This is a genomic window from Rhizobium tumorigenes (genome assembly GCF_003240565.2).
Taxonomy (GTDB): Bacteria; Pseudomonadota; Alphaproteobacteria; order Rhizobiales; family Rhizobiaceae; genus Rhizobium; species Rhizobium tumorigenes.
This window is the reverse complement of sequence record NZ_CP117255.1, coordinates 3,393,045-3,411,717: the sequence shown is the minus strand read 5'-3', so window position 1 is coordinate 3,411,717 and position 18,673 is coordinate 3,393,045. Positions and strand designations below refer to the sequence as shown.

The following is an 18,673-nucleotide window of genomic DNA, read 5'->3' as shown; positions in this document are numbered from 1 at the left end:
GCCCGATGCTGGTTGCAGGGATCAAGAGCAGACCGGAATATAAGGGGCTCGACATCGACCCCCATGCGAAGCGCCACCTCTTTGTGCTCGAGGGCGAAGGCGCGCTGGCTCTTCTCGAGCGCGCCGGGACCGATGGCGGCGCGTTTCTAACAAGGGCCGAAATTCTTTATCTGCCGGGTGGCTCGGCTGGCCAGAGCCACGTCGCCGATCTCGCAGCACTCGGCGCCGACATCACCTGGACGGCCGCCGGCCTGCAGCCGCTGCTGGGGCGTCTTCGCGTCTGCCTCGACAATGCGACCATGGGGATGCGGATCTACATCGCCGGGACGGAAGGCTTTATTGGCCAGGTGATCCAGGTCGCGCTCGATTTTGGCGTCGACTTCAACTCGCTGAGGACGGAGCACCAGGGATCGCTGGCCCGGCGCGTGCAGTGCGTCCATTGCAAGGGCGTGACCGACAACGTCACCACGACGCCCTTCGTCTGCTCGCACTGCGGCTTGAAGCTTCTCGTTCGCGACCATTATTCGCGACGGCTCGGCGCTTTCCAGGGTGTCAACGTCGATGCCGAAGAGCCGGGCACTGCGCCGGAGCCGGAGGAGATTTTCCTGTGAGCATCAACACAGAGATGACCGTCCAAGTGACGGCTGTGACCCAAGTGGCGGCAGCGGTCAAAACCTTCCGGCTGGAGCGGCCCGACGGCGCGCCTTTGCCGGTGTTTTCGGGCGGTTCGCATATTGTCGTCTCGATGAACGACGGCGAGCAGCTGCGGCGCAATCCCTATTCGCTGATGTCGTCACCGGACGATACATCGGGGTATGAAATCAGCGTGCTGCGGGTAGCCAATTCGCGCGGCGGCTCGGCGTTTCTCCACGACAGGCTTCGTGTAGGCGACCAGCTCACGATCAGCCAGCCGGTCAACCTCTTTCCCGTCGATCATCGCGGCCGCAAGCATATCCTGTTTGCCGGCGGCATCGGCATCACGCCGTTTCTGGCGATGATGGAGCAGTTTACGCGCGATAACGCCGCCTTCGAACTGCACTATGCCATGCGCTCTCGCGAACACGGTGCCTTCTGGCAGCAACTGCTTGAACGCTACGGACCGCGCAAGGTCAAACTCTACTTCGACGACGAGAAAAGACTCATTCCGGTGGAGACGATCGTCGATAACCAGCCTCTCGGCACGCATCTCTATGTCTGCGGACCCTCCGGCATGATCGACGGTGTGCTGCTGACGGCGCTGGAGGCCGGCTGGCCGAAGGAAAACCTGCAAGCGGAACGCTTTCTTGCACCTCCTGCCGGCCTGCCGTTCCAGGTGATGCTGGCAAAGGCAGATCGGGCGATCTCGGTCGGTGAGCATCAGAGCATCCTCGAGGCGGTGGAGGCTGCCGGCTGTGAGGCGCCGTACATGTGCCGCGGCGGAGCCTGTGGGCAGTGCGAAACAGTGGTCCTCTCCGGCGATGGCGAACTCGAGCACAACGACGTCTACCTCTCGGACGCAGAAAAGGCCGAGGGGCGGAAAATCATGATCTGCGTGTCGCGCTTCAAGGGCCAGCAACTGGTGCTTCAACTTTAGCCTCGAGGAAGGATCGGACGGATGACCATAAAGTTCAGGCAGGAAACATTCCGGGACGATTTCACCTTCCGCAATAGCCCGGAAAACATTCGCCGCTTTCCATTTCCCTTCGACCGGGATGCCTACATGTACGCGGTCAACATGGAACCGCACGTGCGAGGGCTGGCCAACAGCGTCTTTGAAAACCTGATCGACGTCGACGAACATTACGTCGCCGAGATGCATGACCGGGCGCTGGTGCTGAAGGAGGATCCGCTGCGGTGCCAGGCACTGCCACACATGATGACGGCCCAGTGGGATACGCTCGAACTGATCATGGAGCACCAGGCCGCCGATTATCCGGAGCATTTCTCGCTCACGAAAGACGGTGACAAATGGCGCTGGATAAACCGGCCGCTCGGCATCGATGACAGCTTCACCTTCGGCGATGCCTCGAGCCTCCCCTATCAGCCGATGGAATACATCACCCGCCAGGCGCAGGGCGATTTCTGCATCGTCGACCAGCGCGACGGCAATCTCTGGATGGATGCCGGCATGGTCACGACGCAGGCCGACTGGTCGCTCGATTTCGACATCGGCATGAACTTCATGGAATGGCATGGCCCGGTGCCGCTGGCCCACCAGATCGGCGTCTTCGAGCGGGCGCTGAAGTTCCTCCTGAACCTGCAGCAGGGCAAGCCGACGCGACGGCTGAACTGGACGATGACGGTCAACCCGCGCCTCGACACCAGCCCGGAGAATTACCACAAATGGGGCCCTGACCGCTTGACGGTCACGCCGGAAAACGTCGGCCGGAAAATGCATCTTCGCGTCGAGCTGCAGAGCCTCTGGCGCCTGCCGCGCTCCAACGCCATCCTGTTCGTGATCCGCTGCTATCTCATCAGCCTCGATGAACTGGTCACCGTGCCTAAATGGGCACGCCGCCTGCCGCGTGTGCTGGCGAGCCTGCCGCCCGAGATCGTCGACTACAAGGGCCTGACGCGCAATCGCCCGATCATGATCGACTGGCTCAGTACCTACGATGACGGAGCGCCGACCAGCCCGGGCATTTTTCCGGACTGACCGGCCGATCGTAGCAAGCATATCAATAAAAACGAGGGAACTGACATGACGAGAGTTGCCGTGATCGGCGCCGGACCATCGGGACTGGCGCAACTGAGAGCGTTCCAGTCGGCCGCAGCGAAAGGCGCAGAAATCCCCGAAGTCGTCTGCTTCGAGAAGCAGGCGGATTGGGGCGGCTTGTGGAACTACACCTGGCGCACCGGGCTCGACGAATATGGCGAACCGGTGCACGGCAGCATGTACCGCTATCTATGGTCGAACGGCCCGAAGGAATGCCTGGAGTTTGCCGATTATTCCTTCGAGGAACACTTCGGCAAGCCTATCACCTCATACCCGCCACGCGCCGTGCTCTGGGACTATATCAAGGGGCGCGTAGAGAAGGCCGGCGTTCGCGACTGGGTGCGTTTCAGCACGCCCGTGCGGATGGTGACCTTCGACGAGGCGAGTAAAAAATTCACGGTGACCGCCCACGACCGCGTCAACGACCGGATGTATGACGAGGTCTTCGACTATGTCGTGGTGGCGTCAGGCCATTTCTCCACACCCTACGTTCCCTATTTCGAGGGGGTTGCCAGCTTTGGCGGCCGCGTCATGCATGCCCATGACTTTCGCGATGCGCTGGAGTTCAAGGACAAGGACATCCTCATCGTCGGCCGCAGCTATTCGGCCGAGGACATCGGCTCGCAGTGCTGGAAATACGGCGCCAAATCGGTCACCGTCAGCTATCGCAGCAAACCCATCGGCTTTACCTGGCCGGAACGCTTCGAGGAAAGGCCCTTGCTGCAGAAGCTGGACGGCAAGACGGCACATTTCAAGGATGGCACCACGAAGGTGGTAGACGCGCTGATCCTCTGCACCGGCTACCTTCACCATTTTCCGTTCCTGCCCGACAGCCTGCGCCTGAAGACTGCAAACCGCCTGTGGGCCGACGATCTTTACAATGGCATCGTCTACGAGAAGAACCCGCAACTCTTCTACATCGGCATGCAGGACCAGTTCTACACGTTCAACATGTTCGACGCGCAGGCCTGGTACGCCCGCGACGTTATCCTCGGCCGCATCGCTTTGCCGGACGCAGACGGGATGAAAGCACATTTCGACACATGGCGTGCCCGCGAGGAAGGGCTCGAGGACGCCGAGCAGATGATCTGGTTCCAGGGCGACTACGTCAAGGACCTGCTGAGAGCCACAGATTACCCCGATTTCGATATCGAAGGCGTCAACCGGACTTTCATGGAATGGGAGCATCACAAGGTGGAAAGCATCATGGGCTTCCGTGACAACGGCTATCGGTCGCTGATGACCGGAAATATGGCGCCGAAGCACCACACGCCCTGGATCGAGGCCATGGACGATAGCCTCGAAGCCTACCTGCGGAACTAAGTGCCCCAAAAATCCGCTGCTGTCAGGAGGGGCCAATATCCCAAATGTGGGCCCTTCTCTCGTGGCGCTCTAACACCCACAGACGCAAGTCTGGACGCTCGCCCGTTTACTTTTTACTTACCAAGAAAGCAGACCATATCGAACTACCTAAAGATGCAGACGTTATGTCTTTGCAGTCTTTAGGAGTACTTGTTATGACTTTGTCAAACATCCCATTCATTGGTCTCGGTTTCCTTGCCTGCGGGTTCGTCGGTTTCGCGGGCATTGCCATCGTCCTGAACGAGCATTTCGACCTGTTCGCCATTATCCTTTGCTGGTACATTGCCATGATATCCTTCGCCGCATTCGCGCTTGGAAAAGGCGCTCGCCGCTGGTCAGTGTTCCGCCTCGTAACCTTGGTCTCTTCCAAGGCGTGGCGGCACCGCGCAGTTGCCAGAGCCGGCTAGAACTTCAAACATGTTTCAACTTAAGTTGCTCTTCCAGCCCTACGGCGTCGCGTGTTAGAACTTTTCAGCAAGCGATTTGCGTGGGGAGATTTCGCGGAGTGGATGGTCCTGAGCGACGGATAGCTCGATTGACGTCAAAGTCGGCCGTCGTACTCGTCAGCCTGTTTCTCGTTGCCGTTCTGAGCCTTTCCGGCCTCATGATCTGGCAAAACTACAAGGCCACGATAGCGGCAGGCGAAGCTCGGGCGCAATCCTCTGCCCACGTGGTTGCCGCGCACCTGCAATGGATGATCGAGGCTAGCGACCAGGCGCTCAGGCGCATCGATGCAAAGCTCGACGAACAACCTATAGAGTCCAACGCCAACATAATTTCCGACATCTCGCAGGCGGTTGGCGATCTGCCCGCCGGATTTCAATATTCGGTCTATGATCAAAACGGCGCGCTGCGACTTTCCAGCGTGCGGCAGGCAACGGGCATCACCGTGGCCGATCGCGACTATTTCCAGCAGCTAAAAGCCGGCCGGGAAGTGGTCATCTCCGAGCAACTGCAGGAACGGCTGAGTGGCAAGCAGGTCTTCATCATCGCAAGACGTATCGAGCGCAACGGGCAGTTCCACGGCGTGGCCAGCATCGCCATCCCGACCGAGAAGCTCGACGAGTTCTGGAACTCGATGGAACTCGGCCCTAAATCGAGTGTTGGCGTCATCCGGTCTGACGGATGGCTCGTGGCGCGCCACCCAACCTTCGACAAGCCGATGGACTTCAGCCAGACGCCGCTTTTCACGGTCCATCTCCCCAAAAGCCCGCAGGGCTATTATCGCAGCGGCGCCTCGCCGGTGGATGGCGTGGCGCGGATCGTCGGTTACTGGCATGTCGATGGATGGCCGCTGATCGCCACTGCGGGTATTGATACCGCGCAAACGTTGCAGATGTTCTGGTCTGGTCTCGACACGCAACTCATCTTCGGCCTGCCTATCATCCTGATGATCATCGCAAGTGCCATCTGGATCGTCGCCTTGCTAAATGCCTTTGCCGAACGCAACGCGGTTCTTGAGCGGCTGCTGGAGCGCAACCAGTTTCTGTTCCGAGAAATTCATCACCGCGTAAAGAACAATCTGCAGGCCGTGTCGGCACTGATTCGCCTTCAGCCGATCTCCAAGGAGGCGCGTGGCGACATGGAACGGCGGATCGCAGCGATGATTGCGGTTCACGAGCAGATCTACCAGACAGACCAGTTCGACCGCGTCGATGTCGCCCCCTACACGGAGCGACTGGTCGGGGAGATCGCGGCTTCCTATGACGCGGCGGTCACGATCGAAACGCGGCTTGCTTCGATCTCCGTCGACCGGGACCAGGCTCTGCCTATCGGCATGATCATCAACGAAGTGGTCTCGAACGCCTTTAAATACGCCTTTATTGGCCGTTCCGACGGGCATCTCATGGTGGAGCTGACAAGCGGAAGCGACGGTATGGCAGTTCTGACAGTGCGCGACGATGGTCCCGGCATCGATACGGAACTGACGCACAAGGGCATGGGCAGCCGACTGATTACTGGTTTCGTTGCCCAAATCAACGGTACTTTTTCCTATGAGAATGCGAGCGGAACCGCATTCACAATGCGCTTTCCTGCAAATCCACTCTCGTGAACCGCAGCGCGCCACCAGCCACAGGCGTTAGTTGAAGACGGCGCGGTATCCCTGGCTTGAGACGCAGGACATATATTTCATGCGTGCCGCAGCCTCCGCCTGGCTTTCCTGAGCGGGCACCTCGCTTGGCAACACTCCTGGGCCGTTCATGCGGGCGCGATAGGCGAACTCCTCCTTCTGCCGGTCGTAGGCAGCGTCCGCGTCGCCAACGCACATGACATGCACCACCCCGGGAAATTGCGCTGGGGTACCGACCGGCAGCAGGAGGGGTTTGCCGATATGGTCGACGCAGGCGGACAAGGAGATGGCAACGCTCAAGATGGCGAGCAGACGGTGGTGGCTTTTCATCATGCGTCCAGAGATTTCGGCGTGAACTGATCGATGGCGGACCCTATCGCCTGCAAGCTTGCCGCAGGCTTGTTCCGAGCGACGGCGCGGCAATTATCATGGACAATCTCCGGTGCCACAGCGCCGACCGGTCAAGAATCGATCGTTACTTGCCCGGCGCCGGTTTCCGGGAAACATTTGCCCCGGCATCGGGAGCGAGGCGCCAGCAGTCGACGGTGGTCAACAGCGCGACGACACCAAGCAGGACGAAGGCAAGGCGGAACTCGATGGCCGGCAGGGCCAGGCCCATTGGAGGCGCCAGGACCTGACCGATACGAATGCCGATGGCACCGAGTGCAATGCCCATGCCCATCGTCAGCTGGAAGGCGGTGCTGAACAGTGTGTTGGCGCCAGTCATCTGCGGTTTTGGAATATCTGCAAAGGCGATTGTGTTGAGAGCCGAGAAATGCATCGAGCGGCACATCCCGCCGATAAACAGGACAGGGATGATAAACGCCAAAGACGATGTCGGCGAGAACAGCGCGCAGGCGGCGATGAAGAGCGCATTGAGGACGCCGTTGACCAGCAGCACACGGCGGAAGCCGTATCGTCGCAGGATCGGCGTCGTTGCAGGTTTTATCAGGAGATTGCCGGCAAAGACTGCAAGCGTCATCATCCCCGCCTCGAAGGCGCCGAGCCCGAAGCCGACCTGGAACATCAGCGGCAGCAGAAACGGAACCGCGCCGATGGCCATGCGAAACAGAGAACCACCCCACAACGCGACCGCAAATGTCGGTTTGCTCAGGCCTGAAAAATCGATGAGCGGATGGGCGCTCCGGCGGAAATGGACAACTGCCACGGTCAGCAGAATGAGTCCTACCGCAAGATAAGTGCCTGCAGACAGCCATTCAGGGTCTGCGCGACCAATCAGTTCCAGGCCATACATCACAGACGCCAGGCCAAAACCGCTGGCGACGAAGCCGGTCCAGTCGAATGGCCGCTTCTCCTGATGCTGCCCCTTGGGGATCAGAATCAGGGCAAAGACGAAGGCAAGGATGCCGAGCGGCAGATTGAGGAAGAATATCCAGCGCCAGCTGGCATGATCGGTCAGGAACCCGCCAAGCGGCGGGCCGAGCACGGGGGCCACCAGCGCAGGCCAGGTAATCGTCGCGATGGCCGAAATCAGCTTTTCTTTCGGCGTGTTGTTGAGCACGAGCAACCGGCCCACCGGCACCATCATTGCGCCACCGATACCTTGGAGTACCCGCATGGCAACGAACGTCCCGATGCCCTCTGCAAATCCGCAGAGAACGGATGCCAGGGTGAAGACGACCACGGCGGATGAGAACACCAACCGCGCGCCAAACCGGTCGCTGATCCAGCCGCTGATGGGAATGAAGATGCCGAGCGTCAACAGGTAGGCGCTCATGCCGATATTGAGATCGACGGGCCGCACCCCGAAGGATGTCGCCATCTGCGGCAGGGCCGTCGCGATCACCGTGCCATCGAGGTTTTCCATGAAGAACGCGCCGGCGACCAGCAGTGCAAGCAGCAGCGACCGTGCTTTTGGTGCTTCTGCGAGATCGGTCTTTCGCCGCGTCGATACGTCTGCCATTCAACAACTCCGGGCCGGCTTTGCCGATCAGTGTGACATCGCTTCCTTCGCATCAACCTTCGCCGCCGCGCCACCGGCGCGATGGCTGACCGGAATGAGCCAGGTGGTGAGAAATGTCAAAGCAGCGACCACGAAAACCCCCCAGAAACTCCAGTGCAGCGCAGAATTGAAAACGGCCCTGATCGCAGGATTGGAAGAAAGATCGGAGAGGCCGGTTGGCTGGTTCAAGACGTCATGAAGCTTCTCGGCCAGCGCTCCGCTGCCGAAGTGGGCAATGCCGAGATTGAGGATCGAGCCGAGCGCGGTGGCGCCGAGCGTGTTGCCCAGGCTGCGCGAAAACAGGATCGAGGCCGTAGCGCTGCCGCGCTCCGACCAGTCGACGCTGTCCTGCACCAGAACGATGCTGGTGAGGCTGATCAACCCCATCCCGAAGCCCATGAAGAAAGCGCCGACACCGGCGGGTATAGGGGTGCTCTCGGGGGTCAGGAACAGCAGGAATATCGCCCCGAACGGAAACAGCAGGCTGCCGACCCTCAAGGTACGGCGGATACCGAAAGCGCGAAATAGTTTTGGCGACATCACCACCGCCAGGGGCCAACCGACGATCAGCATCGTCAGCGTGAAACCTGCCTCCAATGATGAGCGGCCGAGCACACCCTGAACGTAGATCGGCAGCACCGTCGTGAGCCCGATCAACGCCATGCCGGCCAGCAGCGTCGCGGCATTGCTGGTGGCGATCAGTCGCCGGCTCCACAGGGCGATCGAAATCAACGGCTCGGGCGCCCGTCCTTCCTGGAGCAGGAACAGCACGCCAGAGACAAGGAACAGCAGGCCGAAGCCACTGAGGACGGCGGCGCTGGCATCGGTTTCCGTCAGGATAAACAGCAACGAAACGATGGAAACAGAAAACAGCACCGTGCCGAGATAATCGATGTGGACCACGCGAGGCTCGATCTTCTCCTTCAGGAAAAGCACGAACCCGGCAATTGTCAGCACGCCGAGCGGCAGGTTGATCCAGAAGATCCAGGCCCAGGAGAGATGATCGACAATGAGCCCGCCGGCAAGAGGTCCGACCACAGCCGAGATCGCCCAGACGCTGGCAAGCACGCCCTGAACCTTGGCACGCTCCTCGAGCTTGTAGAGATCGCCGACAACTGTCGTGGTCACGGGCTGGATGGCGCCGGCACCGATACCCTGGACAAGCCGGAAGACGATCAACGAGGTCATCGACCAGGCGAAACCGGCAAGCGCGGAGCCAAGGAGGAAGATCAGGATGCCAACGATCAGGATCGGCTTGCGGCCGAAAATATCCGACAGCTTGCCATAGATCATCGTTGTCGTGGACTGGGCGAGCAGGAAGGCCGAAAATACCCAGCTGTAATAAGTGAAGCCGCCCAACTCGCCGACGATGCGCGGCATCGCGGTGGCGACGATGGTCGCTTCGATCGCCACCATGAAAGTCGCAAGCACGATGGCGCCGACAACCAGCGGGCGCTTCGATGGATCGACGAAGTCGGTCATCGACATTCCTTTCTCACGAATACGTCCGGATGAACACGGCGGTTGGCCTGTCTACGGCATCTCGTTCACAATGGATTTTTGGGTAGATTAATAGGAGGGAAGGCAGGCGAATCTCCTCGTCAATAGGCCTGCCAGAGCGTGTAGGGCATTGAATATTTCCTGGTCTCGAAGTCAAGATCGCAAGCCGGACAAAAGCAAGGGAGACTTCATATTTTCGGCTTCCGGCGACCGCTCTAGGGACCTCGTGGAGATCGATGCCGGCGATTGACAGCGCCCTGTCGCCGCCCTCATATCGCGGGCAAGACGGAACGAAGCCTTTTATGGAGAGACAAGTGCCCGAAACCCTGTTCGATATCCCGCTCAAGCGAGCAGACGGCCGTGCTGCAACACTGAACGACTACCGCGGACAGGTCTTGCTGGTGGTCAACGTCGCTTCGAAATGTGGCCTGACGGTTCAATACGAAGCGCTGGAAAAACTCTATGAGGCGAAGCGCGACCGCGGATTTACCATTGCGGCCTTTCCTGCCAATGATTTCAAAGAGCAGGAGCCGGGTTCGGACGCCGAGATCATGACCTTCTGCCAATCGACCTACGACGTGCAATTCCCGATTTTCTCCAAGATCTCAGTCAAGGGCGCGGCCAAGCACCCGCTCTACAAGATGCTGACAGCCTCCCCCGTGCCGACCACCGGCGATGGCCCGATGCGCGAAAGGCTGAAGGGCTACGGCGTCGACACGGGCGCTGCCAGCGACGTCCTCTGGAATTTCGAGAAATTCCTGATCGGCCGCCATGGTACCGTCGTTGCGCGTTTTGCGCCGGATGTCACGCCGGACGATCCACGCCTGCTCTCAGTACTCGACGAAGAACTGGTGAAAAGCGCCTGATTCATGCCGCCGCTGGATGATCAGGCCGTAAGTTCGGCCACTTTGGCGCTCAAGTCTGCGATATAGGCATCTGCCGAGAGGTCCGCGCCGGTGGCCGCCATCAGGATATCGCCAGGGCTCTTCGAGCGCCCGTGTTGATGGACATTGTGCTGGAGCCAGGATTTCAGCGGCATGTAGTCACCGCTCTCCAGGCCTTTTTCGACTGCAGCATCCTTCCGCGCCGTTGAAAACAGCTGGGAAGACATGATGTTGCCAACCGTGTAGGTCGGAAAGGAGCCGACCATGCCGGATGACCAGTGCACGTCCTGCAGCACACCGAGCGTATCCGTGGGGACATCGAGACCGAGATAGGACTTTACCTTGTCGCGCCAGATTTCCGGCAGGTCGGCGACTCGCATATCGCCGACAATCAGGCCTGCCTCGATCTCGGAGCGCAGCATGATGTGGAAATCATAGGTCAGTTCGTCGGCCTCGACGCGGATGAGGCTCGGGCGGGCGGCATTGATCACACGCCAGAAATCATCGACCGAGACATCCGACAGCTGCTCAGGGAAAACGGCCTTGAGTTCGTGGAAGTGGAGGTCCCAGAACCGGCGTGAGCGGCCGACACGGTTTTCCAACAGCCGAGACTGGGATTCATGCATGCCGAAGCTGGCGCCACCGACGGCGTAGAGGTTGACGAAATCCGTGGTGAAGGTCGATCGCGAAAACTGCTCCGAGATGCCCTGTTCGTAGAGACCGTGGCCTGCCTCGTGCCAGACAGCAAACAGGCCGCCCGGCAGCCAGGTTTCACGGAAACGGCCGGTGATGCGGACATCGGAGCGGGTGAAGGATATTTCGAACGGATGCACCGCGTCATCAAGCCGGCCGCGACCAAAGTCGTAGCCAAGCCGCGTCGCCATCATGCTCGAAAACTGGCGCTGCGTCTCGACAGGATAGGATCTATCCAGGATTTCGCTGCGCACCCGCGCCTCTTTCGCCTGCGCCAGCAGCGGTATCAGCGATTGTTGAAGCTGGCCGTAAAGCGCCTGCAGTTTCGACCACCGCATGCCGGGCTCGTAGGTATCGACGAGAGCGTCATACGGATGCTCCTCGTAGCCAAGGGCGCCGACGATCTCGCGCTGCATTTCCATGGTGCGCTCGAGGACGGGCGCAAAACCTGCAAAATCATTGGCCGCGCGGGCCTTCACCCAGGCGGCCTGGGCCTGCGTCTTCAGAGTCGTCGAGGCAGCCACAAGCTTTGCCGGAATGCGCGACAGCTTGGCAATAGAGGCTGCCGCCTGCTCGACGGCGATGAGGCGAAGGTCATCGGACGGGGCGCCTCTCAGCTCCGCGCGCGCCGTCTCGATGGCGCGCTGCAGACCGTCGCCTGTCGCCATATCGCGCGCAAGTCCGACCAGCGTGGCGATCTGCTGGCCGCGCGCTTCCACGCCACCGGCCGGCATCATCGTGCGGGAATCCCAGGTGAGGAGGTTCACGGCGCAAAGAATGTCGTTGATCCGGGCAGTCTCGGTTTCGAAAACAGCAAAGCTCATGGAAAAATGCCTCTAGGCGTTGGATAGCGTTTGGGAAGCCCCGAACTCGGTCAGGTGGCAGGCGGCATGCTGGCCGTTGCCGCGCGGCGTCAGCACGGGCCGCTCGACGAGGCAGCGCTCAAAGACATGGGGACAGCGGCCGGCAAAGGGGCAGCCGACCGGCAGGTTCATCGGGCTCGGCAGTTCGCCACGGGTGGCAGCCGTGCGGGTGCGGCGGGTCGGGTCGAGCTCGGGCGCCGCATCCAGCAAGGCCTTGGAATAGGGGTGGCGAGGTGAGGTGAACAGCGCCTCAGACGGGCTCACCTCCATGACCTGACCGAGGTACATGACGGCGACCCGATGCGAGATGTGACGCACAAGCCTCAGGTCGTGGGCAACGAAAACCACGGTGAGCTGCAGCTTTTCCTGCAGCTGCAGCAAGAGGTTGACCACCTGCGCCTGGACGGAGACGTCGAGAGCCGAGACCAGCTCGTCGGCGACGATGACCTCGGGCTCGACCGCGAGCGCGCGGGCAATGCCGATGCGCTGGCGTTGTCCGCCGGAGAATTCGTGCGGATAACGACCGGCGGCGTCCTGCGGCAGACGCACAAGTTCGAGCAATTCGGCAATACGGCCTGGTATGTGAGCCTTCGGCCGCATCTTGTGAACACCAAGCGCCTCACCGATGATCTGGGCGACGGTCATGCGCGGGTTGAGGGAGCTGTAGGGATCCTGGAAGATCATCTGGACGCGGCGGTTGAAGCCACGCCGTTCCGACGGTTTCAGGTCAGCAATATCCTTGCCCTCGAAGCGGATAGCGCCGCCGTCCGGATCGAGCAGGCGCACCATGCAACGCGCCAGCGTAGACTTTCCGCAGCCGGATTCGCCGACGATGCCCAGCGTCTCGCCGCGATAGACTTCAAGGTTGACGGCGCTGAGCGCATGAACGGCAAGCGCCGGCTTGCCTGCCAGTCGGCGTGCCAGCGAATGGGGGCCGGCAAAACGCTTCGTAACTCCGTCGATGGAAATGATCGGCGTCGCCGTGCTCATAGGATGGCCTCTGAGGCTGCGACCCGGTCATGGTGGAAGCAGGCGGCCATTCTGCCGGGCGCGACCGGTGCCAAAGGCGGCCGCTCGCGTCGACATTGTTCCGTGGCGAAGCTGCAGCGCGGATGGAAGGCGCAGCCATCGGGCAGGTCCGTGAGGCTTGGCGGCGTGCCATCGATGGAAGACAGCATAGTGCGCACAGCCCGGCCACGTGGGACGGAGCCGAGGAGGCCGCGGGTATAGGGATGGCGCGGCTGGGCAAACACATCGACGACGGTGCCGGTTTCGACGATCCGTCCGGCATACATGACAGCCATCCGGTCACAAGTGGCTGCCACGACGCCGAGGTCGTGGGTGACCAGCACGACGCTCATCGCCAACCGGTCGCGCAAGTCGAGCAGCAGCTTCAGGATCTGGTCCTGGATCGTCACATCAAGCGCCGTCGTCGGCTCATCGGCCAGGAGCAGCTTCGGCGAACAGGCGAGCGCAATAGCAATCATCGCCCGCTGGCGCATGCCGCCGGAGAACTGATGGGGATATTCGTTCAGCCGCCGTTCGGCATCGGGGATGCCGACGATGGTCATCAACTCCAGCGCCCGGGCACGACGCGCGCGGCGGTCGAGGCCGGTATGAGCGCTCAGGTTTTCCTCGATCTGCAGGCCGACCGGCAAAACGGGGTTCAGCGCGGTCATCGGCTCCTGGAAAATCATGGCGATTTCGCTGCCGCGAACTTGCCGCAGATCTTCGTCGGACATGGCCATCAGGTCGCGACCGCCCCATTCGACGCGTCCCGTCACCTTGCCCGGCTCACGGATCAGCCGCATGACGGAGCGGAGAGTCACGCTCTTTCCTGAGCCGGATTCGCCGACCAAACCGACGACCTCGCCGGGAGCGACATCGAAATCGACATCGGCTGCGGCAATTGCAGTGCCGCGCGCGGTGTCGAAGGTGGTGGTCAATCCACGGACGACCAGGCCGCTGTTGTCGCTTGCCTGCATCATCGGCGTATCCTCAAAAGTTCGGCAACGCCATCGCCGGCAAGGCTGAATCCGAGCCCGGTCAGCACGATGGATATGCCGGGGAAAACGGAGATCCACCAGGCCGTCGTCATGTAGTTCTTGCCATCAGCGATCTGCACGCCCCATTCGGAGGCCGGCGGCTGCGCACCGAGGCCGAGATATCCGAGGCTGGAGCCGAGCAGGATAGCGAGCGCCATGTCGGTCATCCAGTAGACGATGGCCGGCGTGATGGCGTTCGGCAGCAAGTGGCGGAAAACGATGCGCGTCGGCGTATAGCCCATGACCCGTCCTGCATCGGCGTAATCCAAGCGCTTCTGGACCTTGACCTCGGCAGCGACGATTCGAGCATAGAACACCCATCCAACGACGCCGATCGCCACATACATATTGCCGAGCCCCGGCCCCAGCACCGAGACCACGGCGATGACGAGAACCAGGAACGGAAAGGTGAGGACAGCATCGACGATGCGTCCGAAGATGATCTCGGTTATCCCGCCGGCATAGCCGACGAAGGCGCCGACGAGGGTCCCGAAGATGAAGGGGCCGGTGGTGGCAAAGACGGCGATCTGCATGTCGATCGTATAGGCATGGATAACCCGCGACAGCACATCGCGGCCGAAACTGTCGGTGCCGAAGGGATGAGCCCAGCTCGGACCTTTCAGCAGCGCGTTGTAGTCGAAGGCGATCGGATCGTAGGGCGCGAACCACGACGGGAAGAATGCGAGAAGCAGGCTGATCAGCAGGATCAGGCCGCCAAAAACCAGCGTCTTCGGCCATGCGCGGGGCTTCAATCGCCACTTCGCGCGCGGGGCAGCGGTGACGGCACTCATCGGGCCACCCTCGGATCGAGCCAGGCCTGGACAATATCGGTCACCAGGAAGGTCAACGACACCAGCAGGGCGAGCGCGATGGTGAGGCCCTGCAACACCGGATAATCGCGGCCGTAGATGCTGTCGATCATCAGGCGTCCCGCACCCGGAACCGCAAACACCGTCTCGGTGATGACGCCGCCGCCAAGCAGCGAGCCAATCTGCAGGCCGAACAGGGTGATTGTCGAAATCAGCGCGTTCCGCAGCACGTGGCGGATGAGAATGACGCGGGAGCGTAGGCCCTTGGAGCGGGCAAAATCGACATACTCGGCATTGATGACGCCGATTATCGCCGTGCGCAGGTTGCGCATCAGCACGGCGGCGAAGCTCAGGGCCAGCGTCAGGGCAGGCAGGAAAAGATGATAGAGCTTGCTACTTAGCGTGTCGCCATAGCCGCCGACCGGAAACCATTTGAGGTTTGCGGCAAACAGCGTCAGCAGCAGGATGCCTATATAGAAGACCGGCATGGAGAGGCCGACTTGGAAGGTGCCGCGGATGACGGTATCGGCGGTCTTCTCGCGGCGAAGCGCGGCGACGAAGGCAAGCGGCACGGCAAGCAGCAATGCAATGACCGCAGCCATGCCGATCAGCATCAGCGTGACGGGCATTCGCTGTGCGATCAGATCGACGACCGGCGTCTTCAGCGTAATGGAGTCACCGAGGTCACCGGTGAAAACGCGGCGGACGAAATAGAAAAACTGGACGACAACCGGCTTGTCGAGGCCGAGGCTGGCATTGATGCGCAGGACATCGGCATCCCGGGCACGGTCGCCGAGCATGGCGCTGGCGGGATCACCGGGCAAGAGGCGGATCAACACGAAGGTCACGATCAGAATGAACACGACGGTCGGGATCATCTGTAGAATGCGACGGACTATATAACTGAACAGTGGCAAAGCGCCGCCCTCGTATTCCAGGTGACATCAGGGATGTCGCAGACTGCCGAGGCAGTCTGCGACAATCGCAATCTCACTTATCGAGCCAGGTCTTGGTGAAGATGTTGTTGCCGAGGGGGATCTGCAGGAAGCCATGGACCTTCTTGCTGAGCGCCACCGGATAAGGCGTTTCATAAAGAGGTACGATTGGACCTTCGACATTGTAGATCGCCTGTATGCGGGCATAGTCGGCCGCACGCTTGGTCACGTCGATTTCCTTCTGCGAAGCCTCGAACAGCTTGTCGGCCTCTTCGCTCTTCCAGCCAGTGTGCAGCGCGCCGATATTCGGAGAGTAGACGAAATAGGAGGTGATCTCGTTCGGATCGGCGATATCATCCGTCCAGGCTGCTTCGCGCATGGCGAACGTGCCGGCCCGGTACTGAGCCGTGCGGCTGGCATTGTCGACCTGCTGGAGGTCGAGCTTGATGCCGATCTGCCCCCACATCTGCTGAAGCGCCGTAGCGATGCCGATTTCATCCTGGTTGCCGGCCAGAACCAGCAGGCTGGTCGAGAAGCCTTTTTCGAAGCCGGCTTCCTTCATCAGGCTCTTGGCCTTGTCGATATCGTAGGGGAACAACGGTTTGTCGCCGGTGTGCAGCGGTGTCGCTGACGACATGTAGGAGGTCATTGGCTTGCCGACGCCATGGGTAACGATCTGGATGATCGCCTCCTTGTTGGCGGCGTAGTTCATCGCCTCGCGCACCTTGGCGTTGGACAGCGGATTGTCCTTGCCGTCCAGTTGCGGCCGCGTGTTGAGCGTGATGTACTGGACACGGGTCGACGGGTAGAGCTCCATATTCAGGTTGCCGGCGGACTTCAGTTCGTCGACGCGCGAATAGGGGATGAACTCGGCGCCATCGAGTTCGCCGGAGTTGAGTTTGAGGATGCGGGTCGTATCGTCCGGGATGACTTCGAAGTTGATGCCATCAAGATAAGGCAGCGCCTTGCCGTCTTCGCCCATGCCCCAGTAATAGGGATTGCGTACCAGTTTCATGGTCGAACCACGATCCCAGGACTTCAGCATGAACGGACCGGAACCGATCGGATGCTCGGCAAATGCCTTGGCCTTCTCGGCTTCGGTGGTGCCGGCTGCTGCCTCGAATGCCTTCTGCGGCATGATGCCCGTGTTGAAGACGGTGAGTGCCGTCAGGATCGCCGGATCGGTATTCTTCAGCTTGACGACGACGGTCTTGTCGCCTTCCGTCGTCACGTCGCCGATGGAGCCGACGATGAAGGTCCACTCGCCATTGTCAGGCTTCGCAGCGCGCTTCAGCGACCAGGCGACGTCCTGCGGGGTGATCGGCGTGCCATCGGAGAACTTGATGCCGTCGCGCAGCGTCAGGGTGACGCTGAGGCCGTCATCGGCAAGCTTCCAGGCGGATGCGAGACCGGCCTGAACGCCCTTGCCATCGTCCGTCGGCAGCAACAAAGTGTCGTAGAGGTTGGACAGGACCCAGATATCTACATTGGCATCGTTGAGCACGGGTTCCAGGAAAAGGCTGTCGGCGTAGCGGCCATAATTCAAGGTGCCGCCGCGCTCGACGGCATAGGCCGACAAGCTGGTGCCCAGAAGAAGTCCGGCGACGAGGGCCGCCTTGGCGATCGTTTTCATTGAATTCCCCTTGCTTTGATAAACGCATGAAGTGTTCTTATAGGCTATAACGATTTCATGCGTTTTCTGCGGAGTCAATCGCTTTCTTATAGGTTTCAACTATTGCAACGCTGCCGGTTGACACAGCAATTTCGCCGGAGCAGGATAATCGTCATAGTTCACTATAACAGCCAGATTGTGCCTTGACATGGAGTTCTTCATCGATCGCGAGTTGCCTGTCCCGCTGAGGACGCAACTCCACGGCCTCATCGAATATGGCATTGCCTGCGGCGAGTTGACGCCCGGCGAGACCTTGCCGTCCGTGCGCGAGCTTGCCGAGAAAATCGGCGTCGCACCGATGACGGTGAGCCAGGTGTACGCCGATCTGAAGATCGCCGGCCTGATCGATGCGCGACCGGGCTCGGGCACCTTTGTCACCGAAAGCCGCCAGTCGCGTCTTGCCGGCCGCAACGATACTGCCAACCTGCATCGACAGATCGAACAGCTGATCGACGAAAGCCACTCGCTGGGCATCAGGGCGACAGAACTGGTGTCGATGATCAGTTCGCGCATCTTCTACCGAGACAGTATCGGCCCGCGGATGCGCATCGTCATGGTCGGGCTTTTTCCGGAGGCGACGGCGAGTTATGCACGTTTCATCGCAGCGCGGCTAGGGCGCGGCGTGACTGTCGAGCCGCTCACCATTTCTGCCATCGAGAGGGAGACGGGCGCCAAGGCACGCGCCAATTCTGCCGATCTCGCTATCACCTTTGCCAACCGACATCGGGAAGTCGCAGGCCTCCTGCCGAACACCAAGGTGGTTTCGATCAGCTTCACGCCATCAGAGGAGACGCGCCTCTCACTCGCCGCGCTGGATTCGCTGGCATCGGTTGCCGTCGTCTCTCGCTTTCCCGATTTCCTGCCGATCATGAAGAGCGGCGTGCAGCGCTTTGCGCCCCATGTCGGAGAAATCGCTGCGGCGACACTGGAAACGACGGGGCTCGATGAGTTGCTGGGCCGCTCCAGCGTCGTGATCTACGCCTCGGGCGCCGAGGGCGTGGTTGCCCGCGCGCCGGTCGGCACACAGGCAATCGAATATCGCCATGCGCCCGATACCGCCGATATCGAGCGGGTCATCGTGCCCATCATCCGTGCCGCAGGCGTCGCGCAGCCGCCGACAGAAGTCCCGCCAGCCCCCGTCATCGAACCGGCGCCGATCGTTCAGAGCTAAGAGGAATAAC

General features: G+C 60.8%; 17 protein-coding genes. 8 read left to right on the top strand and 9 right to left on the bottom strand.

The window, feature by feature from the left end; genetic code table 11:
- The first annotated feature begins 5 nt into the window (after positions 1-5).
- The 6 genes from PR017_RS16590 to PR017_RS16565 all read left to right on the top strand — a co-directional run bounded on the left by PR017_RS16590 (position 6) and on the right by PR017_RS16565 (position 6,110).
- Positions 6-611, top strand: a complete 606-nt coding sequence (locus PR017_RS16590) for a dimethylamine monooxygenase subunit DmmA family protein (RefSeq protein WP_111216018.1) — start codon at positions 6-8, stop codon at positions 609-611.
- On the top strand, positions 608-1,573 hold the full coding sequence (locus PR017_RS16585) for a PDR/VanB family oxidoreductase (protein WP_111216016.1): 966 nt from the start codon (positions 608-610) through the stop codon (positions 1,571-1,573). The genes PR017_RS16590 and PR017_RS16585 overlap by 4 nt, the downstream gene beginning before the upstream one ends.
- Positions 1,574-1,594: 21 nt before the next feature.
- Positions 1,595-2,635, top strand: a complete 1,041-nt coding sequence (locus PR017_RS16580) for a heme-dependent oxidative N-demethylase family protein (RefSeq protein ID WP_111216015.1) — start codon at positions 1,595-1,597, stop codon at positions 2,633-2,635.
- 45 nt (positions 2,636-2,680) lie between these two features.
- Complete coding sequence (locus tag PR017_RS16575; protein WP_111216013.1) at positions 2,681-4,018, top strand: NAD(P)-binding domain-containing protein; 1,338 nt, start codon at positions 2,681-2,683, stop codon at positions 4,016-4,018.
- A gap of 194 nt (positions 4,019-4,212) precedes the next feature.
- Positions 4,213-4,464 carry a hypothetical protein gene (locus PR017_RS16570; protein WP_111216011.1) on the top strand — a complete coding sequence of 84 codons (252 nt, stop codon included), beginning with the start codon at positions 4,213-4,215 and terminating at the stop codon, positions 4,462-4,464.
- 128 nt (positions 4,465-4,592) lie between these two features.
- On the top strand, positions 4,593-6,110 hold the full coding sequence (locus tag PR017_RS16565) for a sensor histidine kinase (protein WP_111216010.1): 1,518 nt from the start codon (positions 4,593-4,595) through the stop codon (positions 6,108-6,110).
- 27 nt (positions 6,111-6,137) lie between these two features.
- On the opposite strand, the gene PR017_RS16560 is transcribed toward PR017_RS16565, so the two are convergent.
- The 3 genes from PR017_RS16560 to PR017_RS16550 form a co-directional block, all read right to left on the bottom strand.
- Positions 6,138-6,461, bottom strand: a complete 324-nt coding sequence (locus PR017_RS16560) for a hypothetical protein (protein ID WP_111216008.1) — start codon at positions 6,459-6,461, stop codon at positions 6,138-6,140.
- A gap of 142 nt (positions 6,462-6,603) precedes the next feature.
- Entirely contained in the window at positions 6,604-8,052 is a 1,449-nt protein-coding gene (locus tag PR017_RS16555; protein WP_111216007.1) for a DHA2 family efflux MFS transporter permease subunit, read from the bottom strand.
- Between the two features lie 27 nt (positions 8,053-8,079).
- Complete coding sequence (locus PR017_RS16550) at positions 8,080-9,573, bottom strand: MDR family MFS transporter (protein WP_111216893.1); 1,494 nt, start codon at positions 9,571-9,573, stop codon at positions 8,080-8,082.
- 332 nt (positions 9,574-9,905) lie between these two features.
- Between PR017_RS16550 and PR017_RS16545 the strand changes: the two genes are divergently transcribed.
- Complete coding sequence (locus PR017_RS16545; protein ID WP_111216891.1) at positions 9,906-10,457, top strand: glutathione peroxidase; 552 nt, start codon at positions 9,906-9,908, stop codon at positions 10,455-10,457.
- Positions 10,458-10,477: 20 nt separating this feature from the next.
- On the opposite strand, the gene PR017_RS16540 is transcribed toward PR017_RS16545, so the two are convergent.
- From PR017_RS16540 to PR017_RS16515, 6 genes are all read right to left on the bottom strand, one after another.
- Entirely contained in the window at positions 10,478-11,992 is a 1,515-nt protein-coding gene (locus tag PR017_RS16540; protein ID WP_111216005.1) for a carboxypeptidase M32, read from the bottom strand.
- A gap of 12 nt (positions 11,993-12,004) precedes the next feature.
- Entirely contained in the window at positions 12,005-13,021 is a 1,017-nt protein-coding gene (locus PR017_RS16535) for an ABC transporter ATP-binding protein (protein WP_111216004.1), read from the bottom strand.
- Positions 13,018-14,016 (bottom strand): ABC transporter ATP-binding protein, encoded by a 999-nt coding sequence (locus PR017_RS16530; protein WP_111216889.1) that lies wholly within the window; start codon positions 14,014-14,016, stop codon positions 13,018-13,020. Before PR017_RS16530 ends, PR017_RS16535 begins: the two co-directional genes overlap by 4 nt.
- Complete coding sequence (locus tag PR017_RS16525; RefSeq protein ID WP_111216002.1) at positions 14,016-14,867, bottom strand: ABC transporter permease; 852 nt, start codon at positions 14,865-14,867, stop codon at positions 14,016-14,018. Before PR017_RS16525 ends, PR017_RS16530 begins: the two co-directional genes overlap by 1 nt.
- Complete coding sequence (locus PR017_RS16520) at positions 14,864-15,802, bottom strand: ABC transporter permease (RefSeq protein WP_111216000.1); 939 nt, start codon at positions 15,800-15,802, stop codon at positions 14,864-14,866. Before PR017_RS16520 ends, PR017_RS16525 begins: the two co-directional genes overlap by 4 nt.
- A gap of 73 nt (positions 15,803-15,875) precedes the next feature.
- Positions 15,876-17,453, bottom strand: coding sequence for an ABC transporter substrate-binding protein (locus tag PR017_RS16515; RefSeq protein WP_111215999.1), 1,578 nt, complete (start codon positions 17,451-17,453; stop codon positions 15,876-15,878).
- A gap of 187 nt (positions 17,454-17,640) precedes the next feature.
- On the opposite strand from PR017_RS16515, the gene PR017_RS16510 reads away from it, so the two are divergent.
- Positions 17,641-18,663, top strand: a complete 1,023-nt coding sequence (locus PR017_RS16510; RefSeq protein WP_111215997.1) for a GntR family transcriptional regulator — start codon at positions 17,641-17,643, stop codon at positions 18,661-18,663.
- Positions 18,664-18,673: the final 10 nt, after the last annotated feature.